General features: G+C 70.5%; 22 protein-coding genes. 6 read left to right on the forward strand and 16 right to left on the reverse strand.

Annotation, left to right across the window (positions count from 1 at the left end):
* From STRTUCAR8_RS29495 to mftA, 9 genes are all read right to left on the reverse strand, one after another.
* On the reverse strand, positions 1 to 647 hold a 647-nt coding region (locus tag STRTUCAR8_RS29495; protein ID WP_006379774.1), incomplete at its 3' end, for a hypothetical protein.
* Between the two features lie 42 nt (positions 648 to 689).
* Positions 690 to 1,232 carry a flavin reductase family protein gene (locus tag STRTUCAR8_RS29500; RefSeq protein ID WP_006379785.1) on the reverse strand — a complete coding sequence of 181 codons (543 nt, stop codon included), beginning with the start codon at positions 1,230 to 1,232 and terminating at the stop codon, positions 690 to 692.
* Positions 1,233 to 1,241: 9 nt separating this feature from the next.
* Positions 1,242 to 2,423 carry an acyl-CoA dehydrogenase family protein gene (locus tag STRTUCAR8_RS29505; protein WP_006379772.1) on the reverse strand — a complete coding sequence of 394 codons (1,182 nt, stop codon included), beginning with the start codon at positions 2,421 to 2,423 and terminating at the stop codon, positions 1,242 to 1,244.
* A 62-nt stretch (positions 2,424 to 2,485) separates the two neighbouring features.
* Entirely contained in the window at positions 2,486 to 4,009 is a 1,524-nt protein-coding gene (mftF, locus tag STRTUCAR8_RS29510) for a mycofactocin biosynthesis glycosyltransferase MftF (protein ID WP_006379787.1), read from the reverse strand.
* Complete coding sequence (gene mftE, locus STRTUCAR8_RS29515) at positions 4,006 to 4,725, reverse strand: mycofactocin biosynthesis peptidyl-dipeptidase MftE (protein WP_006379783.1); 720 nt, start codon at positions 4,723 to 4,725, stop codon at positions 4,006 to 4,008. Before mftE ends, mftF begins: the two co-directional genes overlap by 4 nt.
* A gap of 14 nt (positions 4,726 to 4,739) precedes the next feature.
* Positions 4,740 to 5,951 (reverse strand): pre-mycofactocin synthase MftD, encoded by a 1,212-nt coding sequence (mftD, locus tag STRTUCAR8_RS29520; protein WP_006379794.1) that lies wholly within the window; start codon positions 5,949 to 5,951, stop codon positions 4,740 to 4,742.
* A 63-nt stretch (positions 5,952 to 6,014) separates the two neighbouring features.
* Positions 6,015 to 7,157 (reverse strand): mycofactocin radical SAM maturase, encoded by a 1,143-nt coding sequence (gene mftC, locus STRTUCAR8_RS29525; protein ID WP_006379779.1) that lies wholly within the window; start codon positions 7,155 to 7,157, stop codon positions 6,015 to 6,017.
* The gene (gene mftB / locus STRTUCAR8_RS29530) at positions 7,154 to 7,420 is read right to left on the reverse strand and encodes a mycofactocin biosynthesis chaperone MftB (RefSeq protein WP_006379776.1); all 267 of its coding nucleotides are present in this window, start codon (positions 7,418 to 7,420) and stop codon (positions 7,154 to 7,156) included. The genes mftC and mftB overlap by 4 nt, the downstream gene beginning before the upstream one ends.
* An 8-nt stretch (positions 7,421 to 7,428) precedes the next feature.
* Positions 7,429 to 7,575, reverse strand: coding sequence for a mycofactocin precursor MftA (gene mftA / locus STRTUCAR8_RS29535; protein ID WP_006379790.1), 147 nt, complete (start codon positions 7,573 to 7,575; stop codon positions 7,429 to 7,431).
* 119 nt (positions 7,576 to 7,694) lie between these two features.
* Here mftA and mftG point away from each other — a divergent pair, with 119 nt between their 5' ends.
* A complete protein-coding gene (gene mftG / locus STRTUCAR8_RS29540; protein WP_234372563.1) occupies positions 7,695 to 9,233 on the forward strand; it encodes a mycofactocin dehydrogenase MftG in 1,539 nt (512 codons plus the stop codon).
* Between the two features lie 113 nt (positions 9,234 to 9,346).
* On the opposite strand, the gene mftR is transcribed toward mftG, so the two are convergent.
* Entirely contained in the window at positions 9,347 to 10,036 is a 690-nt protein-coding gene (mftR, locus tag STRTUCAR8_RS29545; RefSeq protein ID WP_006379768.1) for a mycofactocin system transcriptional regulator, read from the reverse strand.
* A 125-nt stretch (positions 10,037 to 10,161) separates the two neighbouring features.
* On the opposite strand from mftR, the gene STRTUCAR8_RS29550 reads away from it, so the two are divergent.
* Positions 10,162 to 10,569 (forward strand): CoA-binding protein, encoded by a 408-nt coding sequence (locus STRTUCAR8_RS29550; RefSeq protein WP_006379791.1) that lies wholly within the window; start codon positions 10,162 to 10,164, stop codon positions 10,567 to 10,569.
* A gap of 30 nt (positions 10,570 to 10,599) precedes the next feature.
* On the opposite strand, the gene STRTUCAR8_RS29555 is transcribed toward STRTUCAR8_RS29550, so the two are convergent.
* Positions 10,600 to 12,066 (reverse strand): alginate lyase family protein, encoded by a 1,467-nt coding sequence (locus STRTUCAR8_RS29555; protein ID WP_044473114.1) that lies wholly within the window; start codon positions 12,064 to 12,066, stop codon positions 10,600 to 10,602.
* Between the two features lie 180 nt (positions 12,067 to 12,246).
* Between STRTUCAR8_RS29555 and STRTUCAR8_RS29560 the strand changes: the two genes are divergently transcribed.
* The gene (locus tag STRTUCAR8_RS29560) at positions 12,247 to 13,482 is read left to right on the forward strand and encodes a 4-hydroxybenzoate 3-monooxygenase (protein WP_044473115.1); all 1,236 of its coding nucleotides are present in this window, start codon (positions 12,247 to 12,249) and stop codon (positions 13,480 to 13,482) included.
* Between the two features lie 60 nt (positions 13,483 to 13,542).
* Here the strand turns inward: STRTUCAR8_RS29560 and STRTUCAR8_RS29565 are convergent, their stop codons facing one another.
* Complete coding sequence (locus STRTUCAR8_RS29565; protein ID WP_006379780.1) at positions 13,543 to 14,100, reverse strand: YbaK/EbsC family protein; 558 nt, start codon at positions 14,098 to 14,100, stop codon at positions 13,543 to 13,545.
* Positions 14,101 to 14,144: 44 nt separating this feature from the next.
* Positions 14,145 to 14,717 carry an XRE family transcriptional regulator gene (locus STRTUCAR8_RS29570; protein WP_044473120.1) on the reverse strand — a complete coding sequence of 191 codons (573 nt, stop codon included), beginning with the start codon at positions 14,715 to 14,717 and terminating at the stop codon, positions 14,145 to 14,147.
* A 192-nt stretch (positions 14,718 to 14,909) separates the two neighbouring features.
* Between STRTUCAR8_RS29570 and STRTUCAR8_RS29575 the strand changes: the two genes are divergently transcribed.
* On the forward strand, positions 14,910 to 15,767 hold the full coding sequence (locus tag STRTUCAR8_RS29575) for an EamA family transporter (RefSeq protein ID WP_006379777.1): 858 nt from the start codon (positions 14,910 to 14,912) through the stop codon (positions 15,765 to 15,767).
* A 25-nt stretch (positions 15,768 to 15,792) separates the two neighbouring features.
* Here STRTUCAR8_RS29575 and STRTUCAR8_RS29580 read toward each other — a convergent pair whose 3' ends face one another.
* The gene (locus STRTUCAR8_RS29580; protein WP_044473121.1) at positions 15,793 to 16,584 is read right to left on the reverse strand and encodes an acyltransferase; all 792 of its coding nucleotides are present in this window, start codon (positions 16,582 to 16,584) and stop codon (positions 15,793 to 15,795) included.
* Positions 16,585 to 16,690: 106 nt separating this feature from the next.
* Between STRTUCAR8_RS29580 and STRTUCAR8_RS29585 the strand changes: the two genes are divergently transcribed.
* Positions 16,691 to 17,218: a gamma carbonic anhydrase family protein gene (locus STRTUCAR8_RS29585; protein WP_006379773.1), complete on the forward strand. Its 528-nt coding sequence runs from the start codon at positions 16,691 to 16,693 to the stop codon at positions 17,216 to 17,218.
* A gap of 63 nt (positions 17,219 to 17,281) precedes the next feature.
* Here the strand turns inward: STRTUCAR8_RS29585 and STRTUCAR8_RS29590 are convergent, their stop codons facing one another.
* Both STRTUCAR8_RS29590 and STRTUCAR8_RS29595 read right to left on the reverse strand, forming a co-directional pair.
* The gene (locus STRTUCAR8_RS29590) at positions 17,282 to 17,926 is read right to left on the reverse strand and encodes a DedA family protein (RefSeq protein ID WP_044473116.1); all 645 of its coding nucleotides are present in this window, start codon (positions 17,924 to 17,926) and stop codon (positions 17,282 to 17,284) included.
* 167 nt (positions 17,927 to 18,093) lie between these two features.
* Complete coding sequence (locus tag STRTUCAR8_RS29595; RefSeq protein ID WP_006379796.1) at positions 18,094 to 20,022, reverse strand: RICIN domain-containing protein; 1,929 nt, start codon at positions 20,020 to 20,022, stop codon at positions 18,094 to 18,096.
* Positions 20,023 to 20,764: 742 nt separating this feature from the next.
* Here STRTUCAR8_RS29595 and STRTUCAR8_RS29600 point away from each other — a divergent pair.
* Positions 20,765 to 21,865 carry a DUF8017 domain-containing protein gene (locus STRTUCAR8_RS29600; protein WP_044473117.1) on the forward strand — a complete coding sequence of 367 codons (1,101 nt, stop codon included), beginning with the start codon at positions 20,765 to 20,767 and terminating at the stop codon, positions 21,863 to 21,865.
* Positions 21,866 to 21,978 lie beyond the last annotated feature (113 nt).

Raw genomic sequence — 21,978 nt, forward strand, 5'->3', positions numbered from 1 at the left:
CAGACGGCGTACGCGACCGAGGGGATGATGTTCGCGAGCAGTCCGTTCCAGGCGAGCGGCCCGGTCTGGTTGAGGAAGACGAAGGCGCCCGGGACGAGCGTCACGCCGAGCACGACGCTGAGCCAGCCGTACCAGCGCGGGAAGAGCGGTTTCGCGCGGGTGTGGTCGATGAACGCGGCGTAGCCGATCGACCAGACCTGGAGGACGAAGATGCAGGCGTTGCCCACGAACATGAGCCAGAAGGTGTCGACCATCGCGGTCAGGACGTCGACGGAGTGGCTCTCCGGGCGGTAGGCCGCGGCGGCGAGGATCGCGAGCGGGAAGAAGAACCCGAGCGGGGCCACCACTCCGGTGGTGAGCTGGATCATGGACAGGAGCCCCCAGCCGCCCTCGACCCGGCGCAGCTGCATGCTCGTCACGATGACGTACGGGTACTCGAACGGGACGAGCAGCACCATCAGGGCGACACAGGTGAGGATCCCCGTGCGGTGGTCCTTGAGGAAGGCGACGACGTCGTCGGGGCTTTCCGTGGGGCTCATCGGCGGGGTGAGGTGGCCGATGGCGAACGCGGCGAGGAATCCCACGAAGAGGATGACGCCGCACCACGCCGATATTCTCTGCAGTCTTATATGGAGGTCCTTCTTCATTTACGGCTCCCCTTTGAGCTCGTTACCAACCATCACCAGTCGTTACCAGCCGACAAGCCTGTCCAGCACGAGCGTCGCGCTCGCGAGATAGTCGCCGTATCCGCCCCGGAAGAACAGCAGCGGAGTTTTCAGTGATTCGACGCGGAGATCGCGGACCCGCCCCACGACCAGCCAGTGGTCGCCGATCTCGACGCACTGCTCCAGCGTGCAGTCGACCCGGGCGACCACCCCGTCGAGCACGGGATTTCCCAGGGCGGACGCGCTCCAGGTGGCGCCGTCGAATCTCTTCGACGCCGGGCCCGCAAGCTGTCGGGACAGTCGTTCCTGGTTGCCCGCAAGCGAATTGGCGCAGAATCGGCCCGCGGTGCGGATCGTCCGCAGGGTCGTGGAGGAACGGTCGACGAGAAAGGACACGAGGGGCGGGTCCAGGGAAACCGAGGTGAAAGTCCCGACCACCATTCCGTGCGGGCGCTGTTCGGCGTCCGTGGTGGTGATCGCGACGACGCTCGTGGGGAAGTTTCCCAGGACGTCGCGGAATTGACGCCCGTCGATCGCGGTCGCCGGGCAGCCGGAGCTGTCGCTCATCCGGTCTCCTCAGATCAGGATGCGCATCGGCTCGGGCAGCTCAAGTCCCATCTGGGCGAGGGCGTTCGCGTGATAGGCCGAGCCGGGGACATGGATCATGTGCTGGAGTCCGACGTGCGCGTCCCGCCAGAAGCGCTGCATCGGATTGCCCCGCCGGATCGCGTTCCCGCCGGACCTCGCGAAGATCTCGTCCAGTGCGGACACGGCCCGCCAGGCGCAACGGACCTGGTTGCGCCGTACGTCGGCCCGGTCCTCGATGCTGATGGTCCTGCCGGCCTCGATCCGGTCGTACAAGCGGCTGATGCCGTCGATCAGTTGGACCCGGGAGGCGGCGATCTCCGCGGCGGCCTCCCCGGCGGCGTAGAGGACGTACGGGTCGTCGCGCACCTGGACGCCGGTCACGGCTACCCGGTCGCGCTGCTGGGCCAGGTGCACGGCGAGCGCGCCCTCGCAGATGCCGATGACGGCGGCGGTGATGCCGAGCGGGAACATCGAGCTGAAGGGCAGTTTGTAGAGGGTGTCGGTGAGCCCGACGGCCTCCGCGGCGGCGCCCTCCTGGACCGCTTCCTGGCGGATGGCACGGTAGGAGGGGATGAACGCCTTGTCGACGACGACGTCCTTGCTGCCGGTGCCCGACAGTCCGACCACGTCCCAGGTGCCGTCGATGATCTCGTAGTCCGAGCGGGGCAGCACGACGTGCAGAACGGTGATGGGCCCGGCGGGTTTCCCCTTGCCGTCGCCGAGGAGCGCGCCGAGGAAGTCCCAGCCGCAGTGGTCGCTGCCCGAGGAGAACGGCCAGCGTCCGCTGAGGACATAGCCGCCGTCCACCGGTTCGGCGATGCCGTTGGGCATGTAGGGCGAGGCGATCCAGGTGTCCGGGTTCTCGTCCCACACCTCGTGGGCGAGCCGGGGATCCATCTGGGCCAGCTCCCAGGGGTGCACCCCGACGACTCCGCACACCCAGCCGGCGGCCCCGTCGTGCCGGGCGACCTCCATCACGGCTTCCGCGAAGTCCCGGGGGTGCGCGCCGAATCCGCCGAACTCCTTGGGCTGCAGGAGCCGGATGACCCCGGCGGACCGGAGCAGTTCGACGGTCCGGTCACTCAGTTTGCCGAGTGACTCGTTCTCGTCGGCGAGTGCGGCCAGTTCGGAACCCAACTCCTCGACACGACCGACCACTTCATGCGTCACGCCGCACACCTCCTGGTGCCTGATCCATCGCATGCGCCGCACGTCCCGGCGGCAGGATGTCCTCAGTGTCGTGACGCCCCGCGAGGCCCGCTGGGCTCTTTCCGCTGACCGGGACTGGCCGGCTTCCCCCGGGTGACGCGGGGCCGCAAGGCGGCGGTGGAGCGGCCCTTGAGCGCGGAGAACCACACGCCGGCGCCGTAGGCGAGGTCGTCGAGACGGCGGGCGACGCCGTAGCGGAACGGGTCCAGTGCGGCACCCCCGGGGTCCCCGGGCCGGTATTCAAGAGCGATGTCGGCCAGTGCGGCGACCGCGGCGGCCCGGCGTATCCGCCGGGACACCAGGCAGCCGACGGCGGTGAGCGGCCACCAGTGCCGGGTGAGGAGCGCGGAGGTCTGCGCCAGGGTGGCGAGGGCGCCGTTGCCCGCGAGCGGCACAGCCAGCCGGTACGGATGCCGGGTGCCGTCGAACTTGCGGCCGATGCGCAGGGTGACGACGCCGAGGACGGCCCCCGCGACCGGCGCCGACCAGCGTCGCCCGGCGAGCAGGCCGGCGGTGAACAGCACGCTCCAGGGGGCGAACACGGCCGGTGCGATGAACTCGGGGTGCCGCAGGGCGAGCGGGTGCGCCCCGGTCCCGTAGACGGCCTTGCGCAGGAACCAGTCGCCGAGCCGCACCCGGTGCTCGTGGGAGGCCCGGACGGCGGGCTCGTACCGCACGCGCAGTCCCGCTTCGATCAGCCGCCAGCACAGGTCGACGTCCTCCCCCACCCGCATCCCCTCGTCGAACCCGCGCACCTCCCGCAGCGCGTCCACCCGCGCCACCGCACAGGCCGTCGGCGCCCAGGAGACGGGGGTGCCGGGGCGCACCGGGGCCGGGTGGGCGCCGAGGTCGAGGGACGACCGGGTGTTCTCGTACCGCTCGATCCAGGTCGCGGTGTGGCCGGTCAGCCCGGTGATGCGGGGTACGGCCATGGCGACCCGGGGATCGGCGAAGTGCCGGAGCAGGGTCGGCACCGTGCCGGGGTCCAGCACGATGTCGGAGTCGGCGAACACCACGTAGGGCGTGGTGACGTGCCGCAGCCCGGCGTTGCGCGCGCCGGCGGGCCCGGTGTTGGTGTCCAGGGCGACCAGCCGGGCACCGTGCCGGGCGGCGACGGCGGCCACGGCGAGCGGGTGTCGCGAGGCATCGTCGACCACGATCACAGGAGGTCCCGTACGGCCCGAGCCGCCTGCACTACCCCTACCGCCTGTACTGCCTGTACCGCCTGTGTTGATACTGCGCAGCAGGCGGTCCAACTGGCGCGGACGGTCGCGGACCGGGATGACGACCGTGTACCGGGGATCGGGCGGCGTCGGCAGCGAGTCGACGACGGGATGGGCCATGCCGCCCTCGACCAGCCGGTCCGCGAGGAGCGCGCTCGCCGCGTCCCGTACGGGAACTGTTCGACCTACGAGCAGTCCGCGGGCCCGCGGTGTCAGCCGCAGCAGCCGGGTGGGAAACCCTCCGACGAGTGCGCGGCCTCCGTCGACGACTCTGGTGTGCCGGTCGAACGCGACGACGACGCCGACCCCGACGGGAAGCGTCATCGGCGTACGGTCCCGGCGCGGCGGGCCGGGTCGGCGAGGCGTCCCCGGTCGTCGACCGTCCAGGCCCCGATCCGGCGGACCGTGGCCGACACCATGGCGTCCAGCGTCCGGCGGCCCTCCTCGGCACAGGCCCCGGTGGGATCGCCGAGCACACCGGAGGGCGAGACCGCGCGGACGCCGTGCGCCACGAGGTCCGGCAGGAGGTCGGCGAGGGGACGTGTGTCACCCACAGCGGCAGCGTCGAGCCGTACGCGCTCCGGTTCCAGGTGCAGCATCAGGGAGGTCTCCGCGCGGCCGGCGTGCGCGTCGCCGCCGGGTGTCTCGCAGGCGGTCCAGGCGATGTCGTGGCCCTCGGCGCGCAGTTGGCCGAGGGCGGTGTCGAGGGAGGCGGTGTTGCCTCCGTGGCCGTTGACGAACACGACGCGTCCCGCCCAGAGGGAGAGGGAGCGCGTCAGTTCCACGAGCACCGCGCACAGCGCCTCGTGCCCGATGGAGACGGTCCCCGGGAAGTGCGCGTGTTCGCCGCTGGCCCCGTAGGCAACCGGCGGTGCCACCCACGCCGTGGGCAGGGCGTCCGCCGTGCGCCGTACGACGGCACGGGCGACGACGGTGTCCGTGTCGAGCGGCAGATGCGGGCCGTGCTGCTCGGTGGACCCGACCGGCACGAGCACCAGCGCACCGGACGGTACGGCGGACCAGACGGCGTCGGCCAACACACGCGCCGCCATGCTCAGCCGGCCGGGGTGTGACGAGCCGCCGGTGCGTCCCCGCCGCCCAGAGTCAGTGGGAAGCCCAGCGGAATCACCAGGTCCTGGGGCGACAGCTCGTGGACGGAGGAGTGGCCGAGGCCGAGGACAGCCGAGTCGAGGCCGCCGCGCAGGATGTCCAGCACGTTCTCCACGCCGGCCTGTCCGCCCGCCGCCAGGCCCCAAAGGTAGGCGCGGCCGATCAGGACGGCACGTGCACCGAGGGCGAGGGCCTTCGCGACATCGCTGCCCCGCCGGATGCCGCCGTCCAGCAGGACTTCGACCTGGTCGCCGACCGCTTCGGCGATGGAGGGGAGCACGCGGATCGTGGCCGGGGTGGTGTCGAGGTTGTTCCCGCCGTGGTTGGACACGGACAAGGCCGAAACCCCTGCGTCGACGGCCCGTCTGGCGTCGTCGACCCGGGTCACCCCCTTGAGCAGGAAGGGGCCGCCCCACTCCCCGCGCAACCACTTGACGTCCTCCCAGGTCGGCGGCGCGGTCCGCATCCACTCGCCGTAGGCACCGAAGAAGGTGGGCGCCCGGCCGCCGGGGGCCCGCAGGTTGGGCACGGTGAGGTCGGGGACGCGGCCGGATCTTGCGTGACGCCACAGCCATCCGGGCCGGGGCAGCACGTCGGGGGCGAACTTCAGCATCGTCCTGAGGTCGAGCTTCTCCGGGATAGCGGGGCTGCCCCAGTCCCGGCCGTGGGAGAACGACCAGTCGAGGGTGACGATGAGCGCCTTGGCTCCCGCCGCCCGGGCCCGGTCCATGCGCTGGACCATCGTGTCGCGCGTGCCGCTCCAGTACAGCTGGTAGAAGAGGTCGGGCTGGGCTGCGGAGACCTCCTCCACCGGCTTGCTCGCGAACGAGCTGAGGCTCATGATGACGCCCCGGTTCGCCGCGGCCCGGGCGACCGCCACCTCCCCGTCCGGGTCGACCGCCTGCACCCCGGTCGGCGAGATGAGCACGGGCAGCGCGGTGGGCACGCCCAGTACCGTCGTCGACAGGTCGCGCTGCGCGTGGTGGCCCACGACCCGTGGGGCGAAGCCCAGTTCGGCGAAAGCGGCGAGGTTGTCGTCGAGGGTGCGCCCCCGTTCCGAGCCCGCGACGAGCGCGCCGTACACCGAACTCGGCAGCCGCTTCCGGGCCCGGCGCTGCGCCTCGGCGACCGTTTCGAACCAGGGGTTCCTAGCCATGGGTCGCGTCCTTTCCGGTGGGCGCCAAGTCCAGTCCGGCCAGCGGTTGTTCGTCACAGTCGCTCACCGGTGGCCGCCGGGTGAGACGAGGTCCACCGACCTGCGGGAGTGGTCGACGGACGGCTTGGGCACCGGCGATCCGTCGCGGTGGGCCAGGAGCGTCTCCCCGTGGCCCTGGACGCACTCGGGGTCGGGCCCGTCCAGCGGCAGCCCCGTGAAGAACTTCGCGGCCACGCAGCCGCCCTTGCAGGTGTCGTAGAACGCGCAGGAGGCGCAGGCTCCGCCGTGCTGCGGGGCGCGCAGCCGCCGGAACAGCTCCGAGTCGCGCCACACTCCCGCAAAGCCGTCCGGCTGGCGGACGTTGCCCGCGAGGAACTCCTCGTGGATGGCGAACGGGCAGGCGTACACGTCACCGACCGGGTCGATCAGACAGACGACGCGCCCGGCTCCGCACAGGTTGAGACCGGGCAACGCCTCGCCGTACGCGGAGAGATGGAAGAAGGAGTCACCGGTCAGGACATCCTCGCCATGGGCCAACAACCAGTCGTACAGCTCTCGTTGCTGTACGGGCGTGGGATGCAGGTCGTCCCATACGTCCGCGCCTCGCCCGGAGGGTCGCAGCCGGGTCAGGCGCAGTTGGGCACCGAAGCGGTCGGCGAGTGCCTTGAAGGCGTCCAGTTGCGGGATGTTGTGCCGGGTGCAGACCACGGAGATCTTGAAGTTCCGCATGCCGGCTGCGGCGAGGTTCTCCAGTGCCCGTAGCGCCGTCGCATACGAACCGGCCCCGCGCACCGCGTCGTTGACGTCGGCGGTCGCGCCGTCGAGGGAGATCTGGACGTCCACGTAGTCGTTGCGGGCGAGACGAGCGGCGGCGTCCGGGGTGATGCGGACACCGTTGGTGGAGAACTTCACGCCCACGTGGTGCGCGGTGGCGTAGTCGAGGAGTTCCCAGAAGTCGGCGCGGACGGTCGGCTCGCCGCCGCCGATGTTGACGTAGAAGACCTGCATGGCCTCCAGCTCGTCGATGACGGCCTTGGCCTCCTCGGTGCTCAGCTCGCGGGGGTCACGCCGGCCGGAGCTGGACAGACAGTGGGAGCAGGCCAGGTTGCAGGCGTAGGTCAGTTCCCAGGTGAGGCAGATCGGCGCGTCGAGCCCGTGCTCGAACAGGTCGACCAGCCGTGGCGTACGAGTGGTGGCGGCGGTCATGGTGTCCTTCCGACGACCATCGACGACTGGACGAGGACGGCCAGTGCCCGTCCGTAGCGCGGGAGTTCGCCCTCGTCGAGGCCTGCGGCCAGACAGGCGGCGCGGGCCGTGGGCGCGTCCGCGAGGGACTGGACTACGGCCAGCAGGCGACGGTCCTTGAGGAACGAGAGCTTGCGGGTCCCGAAGTGGTAGAGCAGCGCGCCGAAGGGTTCGGGGCGCACGGAGACCTGCGCATGCAGGTCCCAGGCCTGGTCGAGGTCCACCGGGCGGCCTAGTAGACGCCGCACATGCCGTCGATGGAGACCTCCTCGATCAGGTCGTCGGCCTCGATCAGCGACTCCAGCGGCTCTGCGGCCGGGGCCGGGGCGTCCCGGATCTCGCTGGCCGGGACGGACGGGGTGCCATGGAACTCGTTCATGCGACTCTCCCTGTGCATCGCTTCCGACGGACATCCGGAGAATAATGGCACCGGATGCCGAAAGTGAAGAGGACGGGCGCGACAGGACTGCGAGGACCACAGAAGAAGGTCAACTACCTTTGACCCGGACCGAGTTGACGCCTGACGTCATCGTGGTAGGGGCCGGCGGCAGCGGCGCCGTGCTCGCGGCCCGGCTGTCCGAGGACCCCGAACGCACCGTGCTGGTACTGGAGTCCGGCCCGGTGCCACGCCATCTCTCCGCCTTCCCACCCGAGTTCCTGGACGCGCGGCTCGTGCCCGGCGCGCGCCCAGGAACGCCCGCTGTCCGGACGTACCCGGCGCACCTCACATCGCAACGGCCGTACACAGTCGTCCGGGGGCGCTACCTCGGCGGCTCGACCACCGTCAACGGCGGCTACTTCGTCCGGGCCAGGCGCGAGGACTTCGACCGCTGGTCGGCGGCGGGCGGTGCCGCCTGGTCGTACGACGGTGTGCTGCCGTTCCTACGGGCCCTGGAGACCGATCTCGACCACGGCGCCGACCCCGCGCACGGAACGGCGGGCCCGATGCGGGTGCGGCGCACGGACCTGCGGCATCCCGCCGCCGTCGCGTTCCGGGACGCGGCGTACCACCTGGGCTTTCCGCCGGAGCCCGACAAGAACGCCCAGCAGAAACCGGGATTCGGCCCGGTCCCGTGCAACGCGGTCGACGGAGTACGCCTCAACACAGGCGTCAGCTACCTGCTGCCGGCACTCGACCGGCCCAACCTGACGGTGCGGGGCGGCAGCACGGTCCACCGGATCGTCATCGAGCACGGCCGCGCGACCGGGGTGGTCGTCGAACGAGACGGTCGCCGCGAGGTCGTCCAGTGCGGTGAAGTCGTCCTGTGTGCGGGGGCGTTGTGCTCCCCGCACCTCCTGCATCTCTCGGGCGTCGGACCGCGCGCCGACCTGGACCGCCTCGGCATCCCCGTCGTCCGGGACGCCCCCGACGTCGGAGTCCGGTTCGGCGACCACCCCCAGGTCGCCCTGGAGTGGACACCCCGTAGGCCCCTCCCGGAACCGACCGACTCCTGGCTCGGCGGGGCCCTGCATCTGCCGTCGTCGGACGGCGGCCACCCGGGCGGTGACCTGGAGATCCTGCAGTCGCTGGTCCCCTTGTCCGGGCTGGCCACCGGGACGGTGAGCGTTCCCGGCGCACGCCTCGCGTTCCTCGTGTCCGTCCAGTCACCCTGCGTCGGGGGCCGGATGCGCACCTGGTCCGCCGTCCCCGCCGCACCCCCGAGCCTCGGCCACAACTACCTGCGGACCCCCGACGACAGACGCCGCATGCGCGAGGCGATCCGCACCACCGCCGCACTGCTGACCACCCCCGCCTTCGACAGGATCTCCGCCGGCCTCGTCGACCCGACCCCCGAGGTACTGACCGACGACCGGTCCCTCGACACATGGATCCACACCCACCTCAGTACCGCCCACCACACCTGCGCCACGATCCCCATGGGCCCCGCCGTAGACCCGCACGGAAGGGTGCACGGCATAAAGGGCCTCCGAGTGGCGGACACCTCGATCCTCCCCACACCCCCTCTACGGGGCACAGCGGCAACCGCCGTCCTCATAGGCGAACTGACGGCGAACGCGATGCGCGCGACTGGATAGAATGTTGATCATCCGCAGGCCGGCAGGACTGGCCGAGCGCCCCTCAAGGGGCGCGGGGAACTGCGCGACAAGCCACGACGGCGCCGCACGGAACCAACAGCCCCAACTCCCGCTCACCCGCCGGAGACACCCCCGTCGAACCCCGCAGCAACCTGCCGCATCGCCTGATCCAGCACCGCCCCCAAGTCAACCTCCGAGTCCGTCAACCAGTACTCGTACGCGGCGATGCACGCGGCCAGCGCCGCATGGCCGAGCAGCCTCGGCGGCAGGTCGGTCACCGGCCGCCCCATCCGCCGCGCGGCGAACTCCGTGACGAGCGCCCGCCACGTCGTGTACCGCACGGTCGAGTCGGCCTGGAGCGTCGGCACCCGCAGGATGAGCGTCATCCGCTGCCGGTGCCAGGGCACCACCTCCGGGTCAAAACGGTTGAACTCGACCACAACGCCACGCAGCGCGTCCATCATCGGAACGGCTGGATCGGTCGCCGCCAGCAGTTCCTCGAACCCGCGCAACTGGTCCTCGAAGTCGCCCCACACAAGGTCGTTCTTGGACGCGAAGTAGCGGAAGAAGGTACGCCTGCCGATACCGGCGGCGGCGGCGATGTCGTCGACCGTCGTGGCGTCGAAGCCCTGACGGGCGAACAGTTCGAAGCCCAGTCGTTCGAGGGCGGCCCGCGAGGTCACCCGCGGCCGGCCCGTACGGGTCGCCCCTTCCTGGCCCTCACCACCCGCCCGGTACTCCCCCGACCGGACCTTCGCCGCTCCGTCCGCCACGCTCCCCCGCCGTCCCGTGTCAACAACCACACGACACATCATGCAACGGCCGGGCCCTGGGACACCTACCCCGGAGCCGACGGCGGGGAATCACCGCGGCCCAGCCGCTGTTGTCACGCACAACAGCGGCTGTTCGAATCCCAAGGAGGCCGGGCGTGTACGGCGACCCAGCGACGATCCGCAAGATCCTGACCGAGCTCGGCGACACCTGGGCGGTCGTGGGCCTGTCGACGAACCCGCAGCGGGCCGCCTACCGGGTGGCCGAGGTCCTTCAGCGCCACGGCAAGCGGATCGTCCCCGTGCATCCGAAGGCCGAGACGGTCCACGGCGAGCAGGGCTACGCCTCGCTGGCCGACATCCCCTTCGACGTCGATGTCGTCGACGTCTTCGTGAACAGCACCCTCGCCGGTCAGGTCGCCGACGAGGCGACCGCCATCGGCGCCAAGGCCGTCTGGTTCCAGCTCGACGTCATCGACGAAGCCGCGTACGACCGCACCCGGGCCGCAGGCCTCGACATGGTCATGGACCGCTGCCCGGCCATCGAGCTGCCCCGCCTCGGCTGACCCTCGAACCGTCCCCGGTTTCCGGCAGTCTCACTGTGCCGGATCGCCGCCGGACCGCCCCCGTCGGCGCAGCAGCAGAAGCCCGCCCGCGACAGCGGTGATCCCGGTGGCGGCGGTCCAGGCGACGACGTCCGTGGTGCCGGTGGCGGCGAGGTCCTCGCCCTCGCCACCCTGGGGAGCCGCACCGGCCGCGGGCGACGCACCCGCCCCGCTGCCCTTCGCGCCCTGACCGTCGGCACCCGGGCTACTGGTACTCGCGCCGGGGTTGGGGCCGGAGTTGGGGCTCGCGCTCTCGATCGCTCTGTCCCGGGTGAACGCCAGTGTCCCGAAGCCGAGTTGGTCATAGCCTCCGCTGTTGGGGCCGTAGTCACCGCCGCCGCCCTCAGGAGACGCCTGGGCGGCGACGCGGGTCAGATAGGTCGCCGACAGGCCTCGGCGCTTGGTGTAGTGGTTGGCGATCATGGCCCAGATCGGGCGGGTCATCGCCGGGTCCACACCGGCGGCGCGGGTCGCGCTCTCGCTGCCGGACCAGCCGCCCACCGCACCCTTCCTGCGGGTGTTCGCCGTGTAGGGCACCTCGCCGCCCATGCTCCACCTGGCCACGTACTGGGCGCCCTTGAGGAAGCGGCTGTCGTCGTAGCCGTAGAGGTCGATGCCCTGGTTCCAGGCCATCTCGCAGACGGTGCCCATCAGGCCGACGCCGAGCAGCGCGTGCCCCTGGTCGCGGCCCGCCTCCGCCCACTCGCCGAGCCCCTGGTCGTCGTGGACGACCGGGATGGCGTTCTTGACCGAGCCCATTCCGGCGCCGTGCTTGAAGTACTCGACGGCCCGGTCGATCTTGGCGCGGTCGTCGCACAGGATGCCGACAGCCAGGACGCAGGCGATGGCCGTGAGGTCCCAGTTCGCCCAGTAGTTGGTGATGACGGCGCCGTTGTGGTGAGCCAGGAAGTCCTCGCTGAGCGGGTAGAAGACGTCCAGCATCATCCTCTGGAAGCGGGCGAGGTCGAAGTCGGCGTGGTCGCGGACGAGTTCAGCCGCGTTGGCGAACTGGTAGCCGTACAGACCGGCCGCGAGGAACCGGTCGGCCGACCCCGCCACCTCGGTCAGCTTGGCAGACCAGGCGTTCAGGATCGCGACGGCCGTGTCCGCGTACACGCTCTCACCGGTGACATGCCACCGCAGGGCGTTCTGGTAGGCGGCGTGGATGTCGTTGTAGAGGATCGCGTAGTTCTGCGGGGAGCCCGCGCCCCGGTAGACCGTCCTCTGTGGATTGGCCGTCCAGCCGCTCTGCGCATGGCGGTTGGCGGCCAGCCGCGTGAAGCCCGCCGTGTACGGCGCCGCTCCGGCCTTCACCTTCTTCGCCATCCGGTCCAGATCCGTCCGGGTGTGCAGCATGCCCGGGTGGACGAGACTCGCGCCGGCCGCGACGGCCTGGGGGGTGGCGAGAGTCGTACCGATGGCGGCGGCGCCCGCTGTCGCGCCGGTGAACTTCAGCATGCCGCGACGGCTGATCTCTGTGTTCAAAGCTCCGGTCCTTGGCTCTGGGGGGTGAGGTGCTCTCGGAGATGCGGAGAGGAGATACGGAGGGGAGACGCGCCCCAGGACCGCCGATAACGAAAAGTGCGGGTTGCCCGACCACAGGCGTCTTCGGCGGCGGGCGGTCGACATAATGCACAAGTGACTTTCGACTCACCGCCCCCCGGCACCACGCCCAACTCCCCCTCCACGCAACGGTTCCCGGTGGTGATCGTGGGCGCCGGACCCGCCGGGCTCAGCGTCGGCAACATCCTGCGGGCAGCCGGCATCGACTGTGTGGTGCTGGAGACGGAGAGCCGGGAGTTCATCGAGCAGCACCCCCGAGCCGGTTTCATCGAGGAGTGGGCGGTACGCGCGCTCCAACAGCGGGGCCTGGCCGACACGTTGCTGGAACGGGCCGGGACGCACACCAGGTGCGAGTTCCGGTTCGACGGCCGACGCCATCGCTTCGAGTACGCCGAGCTGTCGGGCCACCGCCACTTCGCCTATCCACAGCCTCTGTTGGTGACGGACCTGGTGCGCGAGTACGCCGACGTGCGCGGCGGCGACATCCGCTTCAGCGTGCGGGACGTACTCGTCCACGACCTCGACACCGACCGGCCCGCCGTGTCCTACGTCTCCCCGGAGACAGGGCAACGGGAGTATGTGCAGGGCGAGTTCGTCGCCGGCTGCGACGGGGCACGTGGAGTGACCCGTACGGCGATCCCGGCGGAGCACGCCCGCGTCGCGCGGCACGACTACGGCATCGGCTGGCTGGCCCTTCTCGCCGAGGCGCCGCCGTCCAACGACTGCGTGATGTTCGGTATCCACCCGCGCGGCTTCGCCGGGCACATGGCGCGCGGGCCCGAGGTCACCCGCTACTACCTGGAGTGCCCGCCCGGGGACGACCCGGAGAACTGGCCGGACGACCGTGTCTGGGCCGAACTACACGAACGCCTGGGCGCGTTGGGGGCGCCCCCGCTCAACGAGGGCCGCCTGATCGAGAAACGCGTCCTCGACATGCACAACTACGTGGTGGAGCCGATGCAGTTCGGTCGGCTCTTCCTGGCCGGTGACGCGGCCCATCTCACCGCCCCCATCGCCGCCAAGGGAATGAACCTCGCCCTGCACGACGCCTTCCTGCTCGGCGACGGACTCGTCGACTACCTCACGAAGGGCGACCCGGACGCCCTCAACGGCTACTCGAAGGCATCTCTGCGGCGGGTCTGGCAGTACCAGGAGTTCTCCCTGTGGCTGTCCGACATCTACCACGGGGCGTCGTCGGGCGACCCGTTCCGCGCCGGCACCACCCTCGCCCGTCTGCGCCGCATCCTCAACTCCCCGGCGGCGGCAGCGGCGTTCGCCGACGTGTACATCGGCAGGGACGCAGACCACTGACACCGGGAACCACGACAAGCCGTATCCGACACCGGCTCACCAGCCCGCACCCACCCGCCGTCAGCTGACTCCCAGCCCGGTCACGACCACCGCTCCCGGAAGCCCCGCGAACGCCTTCCCGGGCACCAGCAGCTTGCCGCGCCGCCGCCCACTGCCGACCAGCACCCAGGGCAGGTCGACGACGGCCGAGTCGACCAACAGGGGCCAGGAGTCCGGGAGTCCGATCGGCGTGATGCCGCCGTACTCCATTCCGCTCTCCCCGACGGCCGTGTCCATCGGCGCGAACGACGCCTTTCGGGCACCGAGTTGGCGGCGCACCACGCCGTTCACATCGACCCGGGTGGTGGAGAGGACGAGACACGCGGCGAGCGTGGTCTCACCGCCGCGCTTGCCGGCCACGACCACACAGTTCGCCGACTGTTCGAGCAACTCCCGCCCGTAGTGCTCCACGAAGACGGCCGTGTCGGCCCACTCCGGGTCGGTGTCGACGTACAGGACCTGGTCGGCGGGCACATCGCCGGTCCAGTGGCGTACGGCGTCGGCGACCGGGCCGACCAGTTCGTCGAGGCAGTCGGGGGCCGGAGTGGCGGAGTCGAAGTCTCCGATGGGCGCGCGCATGACGGCACGCTAACAGCCCCGGCCGGGGCCTTCGGCCGGACGTCTCAGCTCACCGGCGGGACCGACACCGACATCAGCATCTCCAGCGGTACGGCGCCGTCATTGCCGTATGTGTGGGGCACGTTGGCCTCGAAGGTGGCGCTGGCGCCCGCCGGGACACGGTGTTCGACTCCGTCGACCGTGAGCGTCAGTTCACCAACCGTGACGTGGAGGATCTCGAACGTGCCCGCGGGGTGCGGGTCGGAGGGGCTGCTGTCGCCGGGCATGAGCCGCCAGTCCCACAGTTCCAGCGGACCCGGTGCCTCGGTGCCCGCCAGGAGCCGGTTGTAGCTGCCCGCGTCGTTGTGCCACAGCCGTACGGCCTGGTCTGCGGGGACGATCCGGACCTTCGGGCCCTGTTCGTAGTCGAGCAGGGTGGTGATGCTGACGCCGAGCGCGTCGCCGATCTTCACGACCGTGCCGAGGCTCGGGTTGGTGCGGGCCTGCTCGATCTGGATGAGCATCCCGCGGCTCACCCCGGCACGGGCGGCGAGCGTCTCCAGGGTGAAACCACGCTCGGCGCGCCAGCGCTTCACGCTGCGCGCCAGGGACTGGGTCAGCAGGTCTAGGTCCGACAATGTTCCGTCCCAGTTCTCGTCCGACACGTTTGTCTTCGGCGTAGTCATCGACTTCGGCTACCGCTCTACCGCTTCGGACCTCATCCTGCCGCACAATTCCCGAGTACAACATCTTGCATGACAAGGTTCACTTCACTGCACTACCGTGTGGTGCACCGAATCGTTCACTCCACTGTACTGCGAGGCGTCCTCATGACCGCATTCTTCGCCCTGGTCACCAGCCTGCTCTGGGGGCTGGCCGACTTCGGCGGCGGCCTGCTGACCCGGCGCATGTCCGCGTTGACGGTGGTCGTGATCTCCCAGTCGATGGCGGCGGTCGTGCTCGGCACGATCGTGGTCCTGACCGGCGGCTGGAGCGAGGCGGGCCCTCGGCTCTGGTTCGCCGTCGCCGCCGGCCTGGCCGGACCGGTGGCGCTCCTCTCCTTCTACAAGGCGCTCGCCCTGGGCCCGATGGGGGTCGTCTCCCCTCTCGGCTCGCTCGGTGTCGCCGTCCCCATCAGCGTCGGGCTCTTCCTCGGCGAGCGCCCCGGGCTGCTCCAGTTCGCGGGGATCGCCGTGGCCGTCGCCGGGGTCCTACTCGCGGGCGGACCGCAGTTCAGGGGCGCGCCCGTGCAACGGCAGGCGATCCTGCTCAGCCTGCTCGCGGCGTTCGGCTTCGGCACCGTGTTCGCGCTGATCGCGGAGGCGTCGACCACTCTGACCGGCCTGTTCCTCGCCCTCTTCGTGCAGCGCCTGACGAACGTGGCCGTCGGTGGCGCCGCACTGTACGTCTCGGTCCGGCGCGGCGGCGCCGCCCTCCCGGCAGGCGGCTTCCCCTGGCGCCTGCTCCCCGCGCTCGGCTTCGTCGGCCTCGCCGATGTCGCCGCCAACGGCACCTACTCGATCGCCGCCCAGCACGGCCCGGTCACCGTGGCCGCCGTACTCGCCTCCCTCTACCCGGTGGTCACCGCCCTGGCGGCACGCGGCTTCCTCAGCGAACGCCTGCGCGCGATCCAGACCACGGGCGCGGGCCTGGCCCTACTGGGCACACTCCTACTCGCGACCGGCTGACCACCGGGCACCGCGCCCGCCGCGATCAGGACTCGGCGCGCACGTCCCCGGCGTGCTTCTCGGCATCCAGCTCCGCCAGCCGTGCCACAGCGCTCTCGTCCAGCTCCGCCAACGCCCGCAACTGGTCCGGCGTGGTCCCCTCCGGTATCGGTGTCGGGGCCGGTGTCCGCAGCGGTGGGCGCCAGCCCCCGGCCGGCGTCCAGCGGCGTACGACGCGGGCCGGGGCCCCCGCCACCACCGCGTGGTCGGGCACCGTCCCGCGTACCACCGCACCGGCGGCCACCACCACGTTCCGCCCGATCCGCGCCCCCGGCAGGATCACCGCACCGGTGCCGATCCAGCAGCCCGGGCCGATCTCCACCGGCTCCATCCGCGGCCACTGCTTGCCGATGGGCTCGTGCGGATCGTCGTACGAATGGTTGGTGGACGTCACGTACACGTACGGCCCGAAGTAGCAGTCACTGCCGATGGTCACCGTCGTGTCGGCGATGACATGGCTGCCGCGGCCGAGGACGACACCGTCGCCGATACGCAGGATGGGGTCGGGGCCGAGGTCGAGGTCCGGCATCAGCCCGGCCGTCAGGGTCACCTGCTCGCCGACGATGCAGTGGGAGCCCAGCTCGATCCAGGGTTCACCGAAGACCGTGCCCAGCGGGAAGGCGAGCCTGGTACCTGTTCCCATCGCCCGGAAGTTCAGCCGCCCGGGGCTCTCGGCGGTCACGGAACCCGTGCGCTGCACCCAGGCCCAACCCGCGTGCACCGCGCGCTGCGCCAGCCGACGCCGCCATGACGAGAACGTGTTCTTGGGCTTGGGCACCCGCACACCGTACTCACGGCCGGGCGGGGCCAGCACACCGCACACCTGTGATCTTCGCCCCACGGAGGTGGCGTACCGTCGACGCATTCGAGGGCCAGGAGGCGCGATGACGCACAAGGCGTTGATCACCGGCATCGGCGGCAGAGAACCGAAGGTGGACGAGGAGGCGTTCGTGGCGCCCACGTCCTCGGTGATCGGGGACGTGACCCTTGAGGCGGGTGCCAGCGTCTGGTACGGGGCGGTGCTGCGCGGCGACGTGGAGCGGATCTCCGTCGGTGCCCGGAGCAACATCCAGGACAACTGCACGCTGCACGCCGATCCGGGCTTCCCCGTGACCATCGGCGAGCGGGTCTCCGTGGGCCACAACGCGGTGGTGCACGGCGCGACGGTCGGGGACGACTGCCTGATCGGCATGGGCGCGACCGTGCTGAACGGCGCGGTCATCGGCGCGGGTTCACTGGTGGCGGCGCAGGCCCTCGTACCGCAGGGCATGGAGGTCCCGCCGGGTTCACTGGTCGCGGGTGTACCGGCGAAGGTGAGGCGTGAGCTGACGGACGAAGAACGTCAGGGCGTCACACTGAACGGCACGATGTACGCGGAACTGGCGAAGGCCCACCAGGAGATCCACGAGTAGAGCAGCCGACCTACAGGGGCGCGGGGAACCGCGCGACAAGCCACAGCCGGCCCGCGCCCGACTTCACTCAGCAACCCCTACGGTCTCCGCCTCAGGCGCAGCACCCTGCATCTTCTTGGCCTTGCGCTTGAGCACCAGCATCGACGTCAGCCCGATCAGCACGGCCAGCACCAGCCCCAGCCACGAGAACCGCTTCAGCCAGGACTCGGCGACCACGCCCACGTAGTAGATGACCGCCGTCGTACCGCCCGCCCAGATGATCCCGCCCAGCACGTTGGCGATCAGGAACTTCCAGTACGGCATCCGCAGCACACCCGCCAGCGGCCCCGCGAAGATCCGCAGCAGCGCGACGAAGCGGCCGAAGAAGACGGCCCACATGCCCCACTTCTCGAAGGAACGCTCGGCGGTGGCGATGTGTCCCTCCCCGAAGTGCTTGGGGAACTTCGCGCCGAGCCAGGCCAGCAGCGGCCGACCGCCCTTGCGGCCGATGGCGTAGCCGATGGAGTCACCGATGATCGCGCCGGCGCTCGCGCAGGCGCCGAGGATGAACGGGTCGATCTCGCCGTGCTGGGAGGCGAGCAGCGCGGCGGAGACCAGAACGATCTCGCCCGGCAGTGGAATGCCCAGGCTCTCCAGCCCGATGACCAGCCCTACCAGGGCGTAGATACTGACAGCGGGGATCGTCTCCAGCCATTCCTGCACGTGCAACGCCGGTTTCCTTCCGATCTCGCCGTACGCCCGGTACGTCTGCGTTCCCGGCGCGTGCCCGGCCTTGGGCACACGCCGGGAAGCCTACCGGGTCGGGGTGACACCGGGTCCGCGTCGGCATCCCGCAGCTCGCACTGGGGTTCTCATCCGGACATGACTCGTGTCAGTCAGCTGGGCGAGTGACTCGCTACCTGTGCGAACGAGCCGACCGCCCGCACCGCCGAGACCACGACGGCCTTCGCCGCGTCGAGTGGCTGCTGCAGGTCCGCCGCAGGGGCGGGCGCGGGCTGCTCCTGGGTACCGTCGTCCGCGACGTAACGGGTCTCGAACTGCTGGCCGGAAGTGGACTGGGGTGAGGGCGCGGGCGCCCCGGGTGCTCCCGAAGTTCCGTCACCGGTACCGGACCCGGTCCCCGGTTGCCTGCCGTCCGAGCCGCCCTCCCCCTTGTCCTTCTTGTCCTTCGGTTTCTGTCCCGTCCCCCCGCCCTTCACGTCCTTCTCTTCCTTGTCACCTTTCGCCGCCCCGTCGCCCTCTTGCCCGTTCCCCTTCTTGGCGGAGTCGGACGCGGACCGCCCGGGCACGAGCGTCCAGTTCTCCCCCTCGGACCCGGACCTCGTCCTGACCACGACGTCCGCACCGGCGCGGAGCGAGGCGGGCGCGACGGCCAGTTCCTCGCGCCAGCGGGGCAGCAGCTCGCCCTGGACGGTGAGGTCGTAGCGAACCTCGTCGGCAGGGGACCCGACGCAACCGGAGAGGAAGACGTCTCCGTCGGCGCCGTGCGAGTCGAGGCACAGCCTCGGGTCGGCCAGGCTGCGCAGAAGCCCGTCGTACTCGTACGACCACTGCTGGGTCTCGGCGGACGAGCACTCCGCCAGCCGGGTCCCGGCGCCGGCCAGCACCCGGCCGCCCCTGATGTCCAGGCACAGACCCGTGGCGTCATGGTGGAGCCTGCCGCGCCGCCCCGCGCCGGGATAGCCGGCAGGGGCCGGCGACGAACCGTCCGCCTGCGACGGGGAGGCCGACCCGGGGTCGGCGGGGCTCGGGGAGCCGACACCCGGTCCGGCCGAGTAACCGCTGGCCGTCCCCCAGGTGGCCGTCGGCACAGTGCTGTCGTGCGACCAGTTGCGGGCGCCGAGCACGCTCGCGAGCAGCGCGAAGGACATCACGCCGACTCCGACGGCCACGGCACGCCGGCGCCTCCCCGGGAGGGCGAACCGGTCGTCGGGCAGGGGGAGATGGGCCATGAGCCGATGCCGGCCACCGTTGCCAGGACCCTGTTTGCCGCCACCGCCACGACCGGCCGGCTTGCGGGGGAAGGCACCCGGGCCGCCACGTCCCGGGCGGGAGTCGAGGTACCGATGGGCTCCCCAGCCGAGCACCGCCTCGGCGATGAGCGTGCCGAGTTCCCCCTCGAAATGGCTGAGTTGCTCAGCGGCGTGCCGGCAGTGACGGCACCCCAGCAGATGCTGCTCGACATCGGGCAACAAGGCGCCGCCGCGTCGGATCGGAACGTCGAGGAGACGGCTGTAGAAGCGGCATTCGTTGGTCGGCGCGAGTTCACGATGGGCGTGTACACAAGCGGTGCGGAATTGCTCGCGGGCCTGTTCCAGCGCTGTCGAAGCGCTTACGGAGTCCACGCCCAACAGACCGGCCGGTACGGAAAGAGGCTCGGCCTCGACCTCGGTGTGCCAGAGCAGGCATTGGGCCGCTCTGGGCAGGACACCGAATGACCGCTCGGCCAGTTGCCGATTTTCGGGTGTACGAGCCCTCGCCGCGCGTAGACCACGCGCACCGGTGGGTTTGCGGAGTTCCGGAAGCACCACCGAAATACCGTCCTCGGCGGACCACTCCCGGACCGTTTCCCTTACCGCTACGAGGAGTTGGGGTCGCAGCGCCCGATTCGACTCGCCGCGCTCCAGCAGCCCGAGCACACGGTGAAAGGCCGATGTGGCGGCCATCGTGGCGAGGTCTCCCTCGACCGCGAGACAGATGGCCGCGTAGTCGTACGTCGACTGCCAGTGCCGCGCCAACAGCAGTGCGACGGCGTACGCGCTCTCGCCCTCCACTCGCCCTCGCAGTCGCGCGGCGAGGTTCATGTCGGATTCCCCCTGGCTCGCACCAGGACGAGGAGGGTAGGGCGGACGCGGTGGGGGAGGGGATTGCACAGAACCTATTTCCTTCCAAGCCGTAGGACGGCACGAGCTGATTGCACATCCACGGGAAAGCAGGTGCCCGATTGGTGCGTACCTACGACTCGTCAGCTGTGGGACTTCGGGTCGACCGGCACGGAATCCCGAGCGGGATAAGGGGGTCCGACCTCCGCCCCCGCGCGAGTTGGCTCACACTCGCACACACGTCTCACAGGAAACAAGCAGTACGAGTGACCGAAGTTCAAAACGAAAGGAATTCAGATGTGTTACCGACGGTATCCGCACCAGCATTCGAAATTACACCTCCGGCGCCCACCGAGTTGTGTGCACGAACACCCGGATGGCACACACAATCTTCATCTTCCGGCGCCGCGCGGGACGCCGTCACCGGGCCTGGAGTCCGGAGTCAACTGACCTCCACCCAGACCGAGTTGATCACTCGGGCCGGTCGGCGGCGGCCCGGAGCACGGCCCGAAAAAATGACTATGACCCGGTAGGTCCATGGACCTACCGGGTCATAGCGGCTCCGACGGCCAGTCAACTGTTGCGGGACACCGGCAGATGTTCAGACAAAGGGCCGGACAACGCTCATTTCGTCCCCATCGGCACCGCCGTCCCACCGGTCGGTGACGGCCCCGAAGCGACTCTCGCCGGATCCCGCCCGCCGATCGCCGTATCGTTACCGGCCATGTGGCCAGAAGAGCAGCCGCCCGGGGGCGAGCAGAACCCGCAGGACCCGCACCATCCGCAGCAGGCGCAGGTCCCGCCGCACAATCCCTACCAACAGGCGGGCTATCAGCAGCCGAACCCGTATCAGCAACCCGGTTACCAGCAGACCGGGCATCCGCAGCCCAACCCCTACACCCAGCCCCCGCAGCAACAGCCGCAGCCGGCCTGGGGTGCTCCGGCGCCGACCGGCGCCCCGCAGCCGCCGTCGGGCGGAGACGGGAACCGGACGAAGGTCACCGCGATCGTCGCGGCCGTCGCTGTCGTGATCACGGCCGGTGTGACCGGTTTCCTGGTCCTGGGTGGCGACAAGGACGAGCAGGCGGGCGCGGGTGACAAGAACAAGCAGTCCGCGCCCGCGTCGACGCCCGCCCCCGAATCGGCGGACCCCAGTGATTCGGCCTCCGCGTCCGCGTCGGCCTCCGACGACAACCCGCGGGACTCCCAGGCCGAGCAACCGACCGTCGCCGGCTGGAAGGTGGTCGTGAATCCGAAGTGGGGCACGGCCTTCGACGTACCGGCGGACTGGGAGGTGAAGACACCGGGCACGCTGATCGGCTTCGAGGAGACCGACGCCAAGGGGGACATCAAGCCGATCATCACCATGTCGGCGCCCGCGTACTACAAGTCGAAGTGGTGTGTCTCGGACGACGACAAGGACGGCCGTACGTCGGACACCGCGCTGGCGGCCGTGGGCACCAAGGGTGCGAGCGGCGCGAAGAACGCCGACGAGGTCGCCCTGAACCAGGCCCCCTGGTGGGTCTACGGCGGCTACACCCAGCCGGACAAGAAGAGCCTCGTCTTCGGCGAGAAGGCGACTCCGTACACGACGAAGTCGGGCGTCAAGGGCAGTTACGCACTGGCCCACTCGAAGAACACCCCGCAGAAGGGGAAGTGCGCGAGCGACGGCAAGGCCATCACCTTCGGTTTCAAGAACTCGGCCGGAGACTACGTGGCATGGAGTCTGTACGGCGCCACGGGAGTCACCGGGGAGGTGCCCGAGAAGACGATCATGCAGATCCTGAGCACGGTCCGACTGCACGGGGACCCGACCGGGGCGTGACGGGGGCGTGAAGGACGTACGGAGCGGACTCGGCGGGAGCCGGTGACCCGCGGCGGCCGACGTCCGCCCCCGACCGGCTGAAACCGGCCGGTCCGGGGCGCGGCGGGCCAGGA

The organism is Streptomyces turgidiscabies Car8 (assembly GCF_000331005.1).
Lineage (GTDB): Bacteria > Actinomycetota > Actinomycetes > Streptomycetales > Streptomycetaceae > Streptomyces > Streptomyces turgidiscabies.

Excerpts from the sequence above, each read along its gene's own strand:
- STRTUCAR8_RS29500 (WP_006379785.1), bottom strand. The coding sequence starts at position 1,232 with ATGAGCGACAGCTCCGGCTGCCCGGCGACCGCGATCGACGGGCGTCAA.
- mftC (WP_006379779.1), bottom strand. The coding sequence starts at position 7,157 with ATGACCGCCGCCACCACTCGTACGCCACGGCTGGTCGACCTGTTCGAG.
- STRTUCAR8_RS29575 (WP_006379777.1), top strand. The coding sequence starts at position 14,910 with ATGACCGCATTCTTCGCCCTGGTCACCAGCCTGCTCTGGGGGCTGGCC.
- mftD (WP_006379794.1), bottom strand. The coding sequence starts at position 5,951 with ATGGCTAGGAACCCCTGGTTCGAAACGGTCGCCGAGGCGCAGCGCCGG.
- STRTUCAR8_RS29555 (WP_044473114.1), bottom strand. The coding sequence starts at position 12,066 with ATGCTGAAGTTCACCGGCGCGACAGCGGGCGCCGCCGCCATCGGTACG.
- STRTUCAR8_RS29600 (WP_044473117.1), top strand. The coding sequence starts at position 20,765 with ATGTGGCCAGAAGAGCAGCCGCCCGGGGGCGAGCAGAACCCGCAGGAC.
- mftA (WP_006379790.1), bottom strand. The coding sequence starts at position 7,575 with ATGAACGAGTTCCATGGCACCCCGTCCGTCCCGGCCAGCGAGATCCGG.
- STRTUCAR8_RS29565 (WP_006379780.1), bottom strand. The coding sequence starts at position 14,100 with ATGCGCGCGCCCATCGGAGACTTCGACTCCGCCACTCCGGCCCCCGAC.
- mftF (WP_006379787.1), bottom strand. The coding sequence starts at position 4,009 with ATGACGCTTCCCGTCGGGGTCGGCGTCGTCGTCGCGTTCGACCGGCAC.
- STRTUCAR8_RS29585 (WP_006379773.1), top strand. The coding sequence starts at position 16,691 with ATGACGCACAAGGCGTTGATCACCGGCATCGGCGGCAGAGAACCGAAG.
- STRTUCAR8_RS29595 (WP_006379796.1), bottom strand. The coding sequence starts at position 20,022 with ATGAACCTCGCCGCGCGACTGCGAGGGCGAGTGGAGGGCGAGAGCGCG.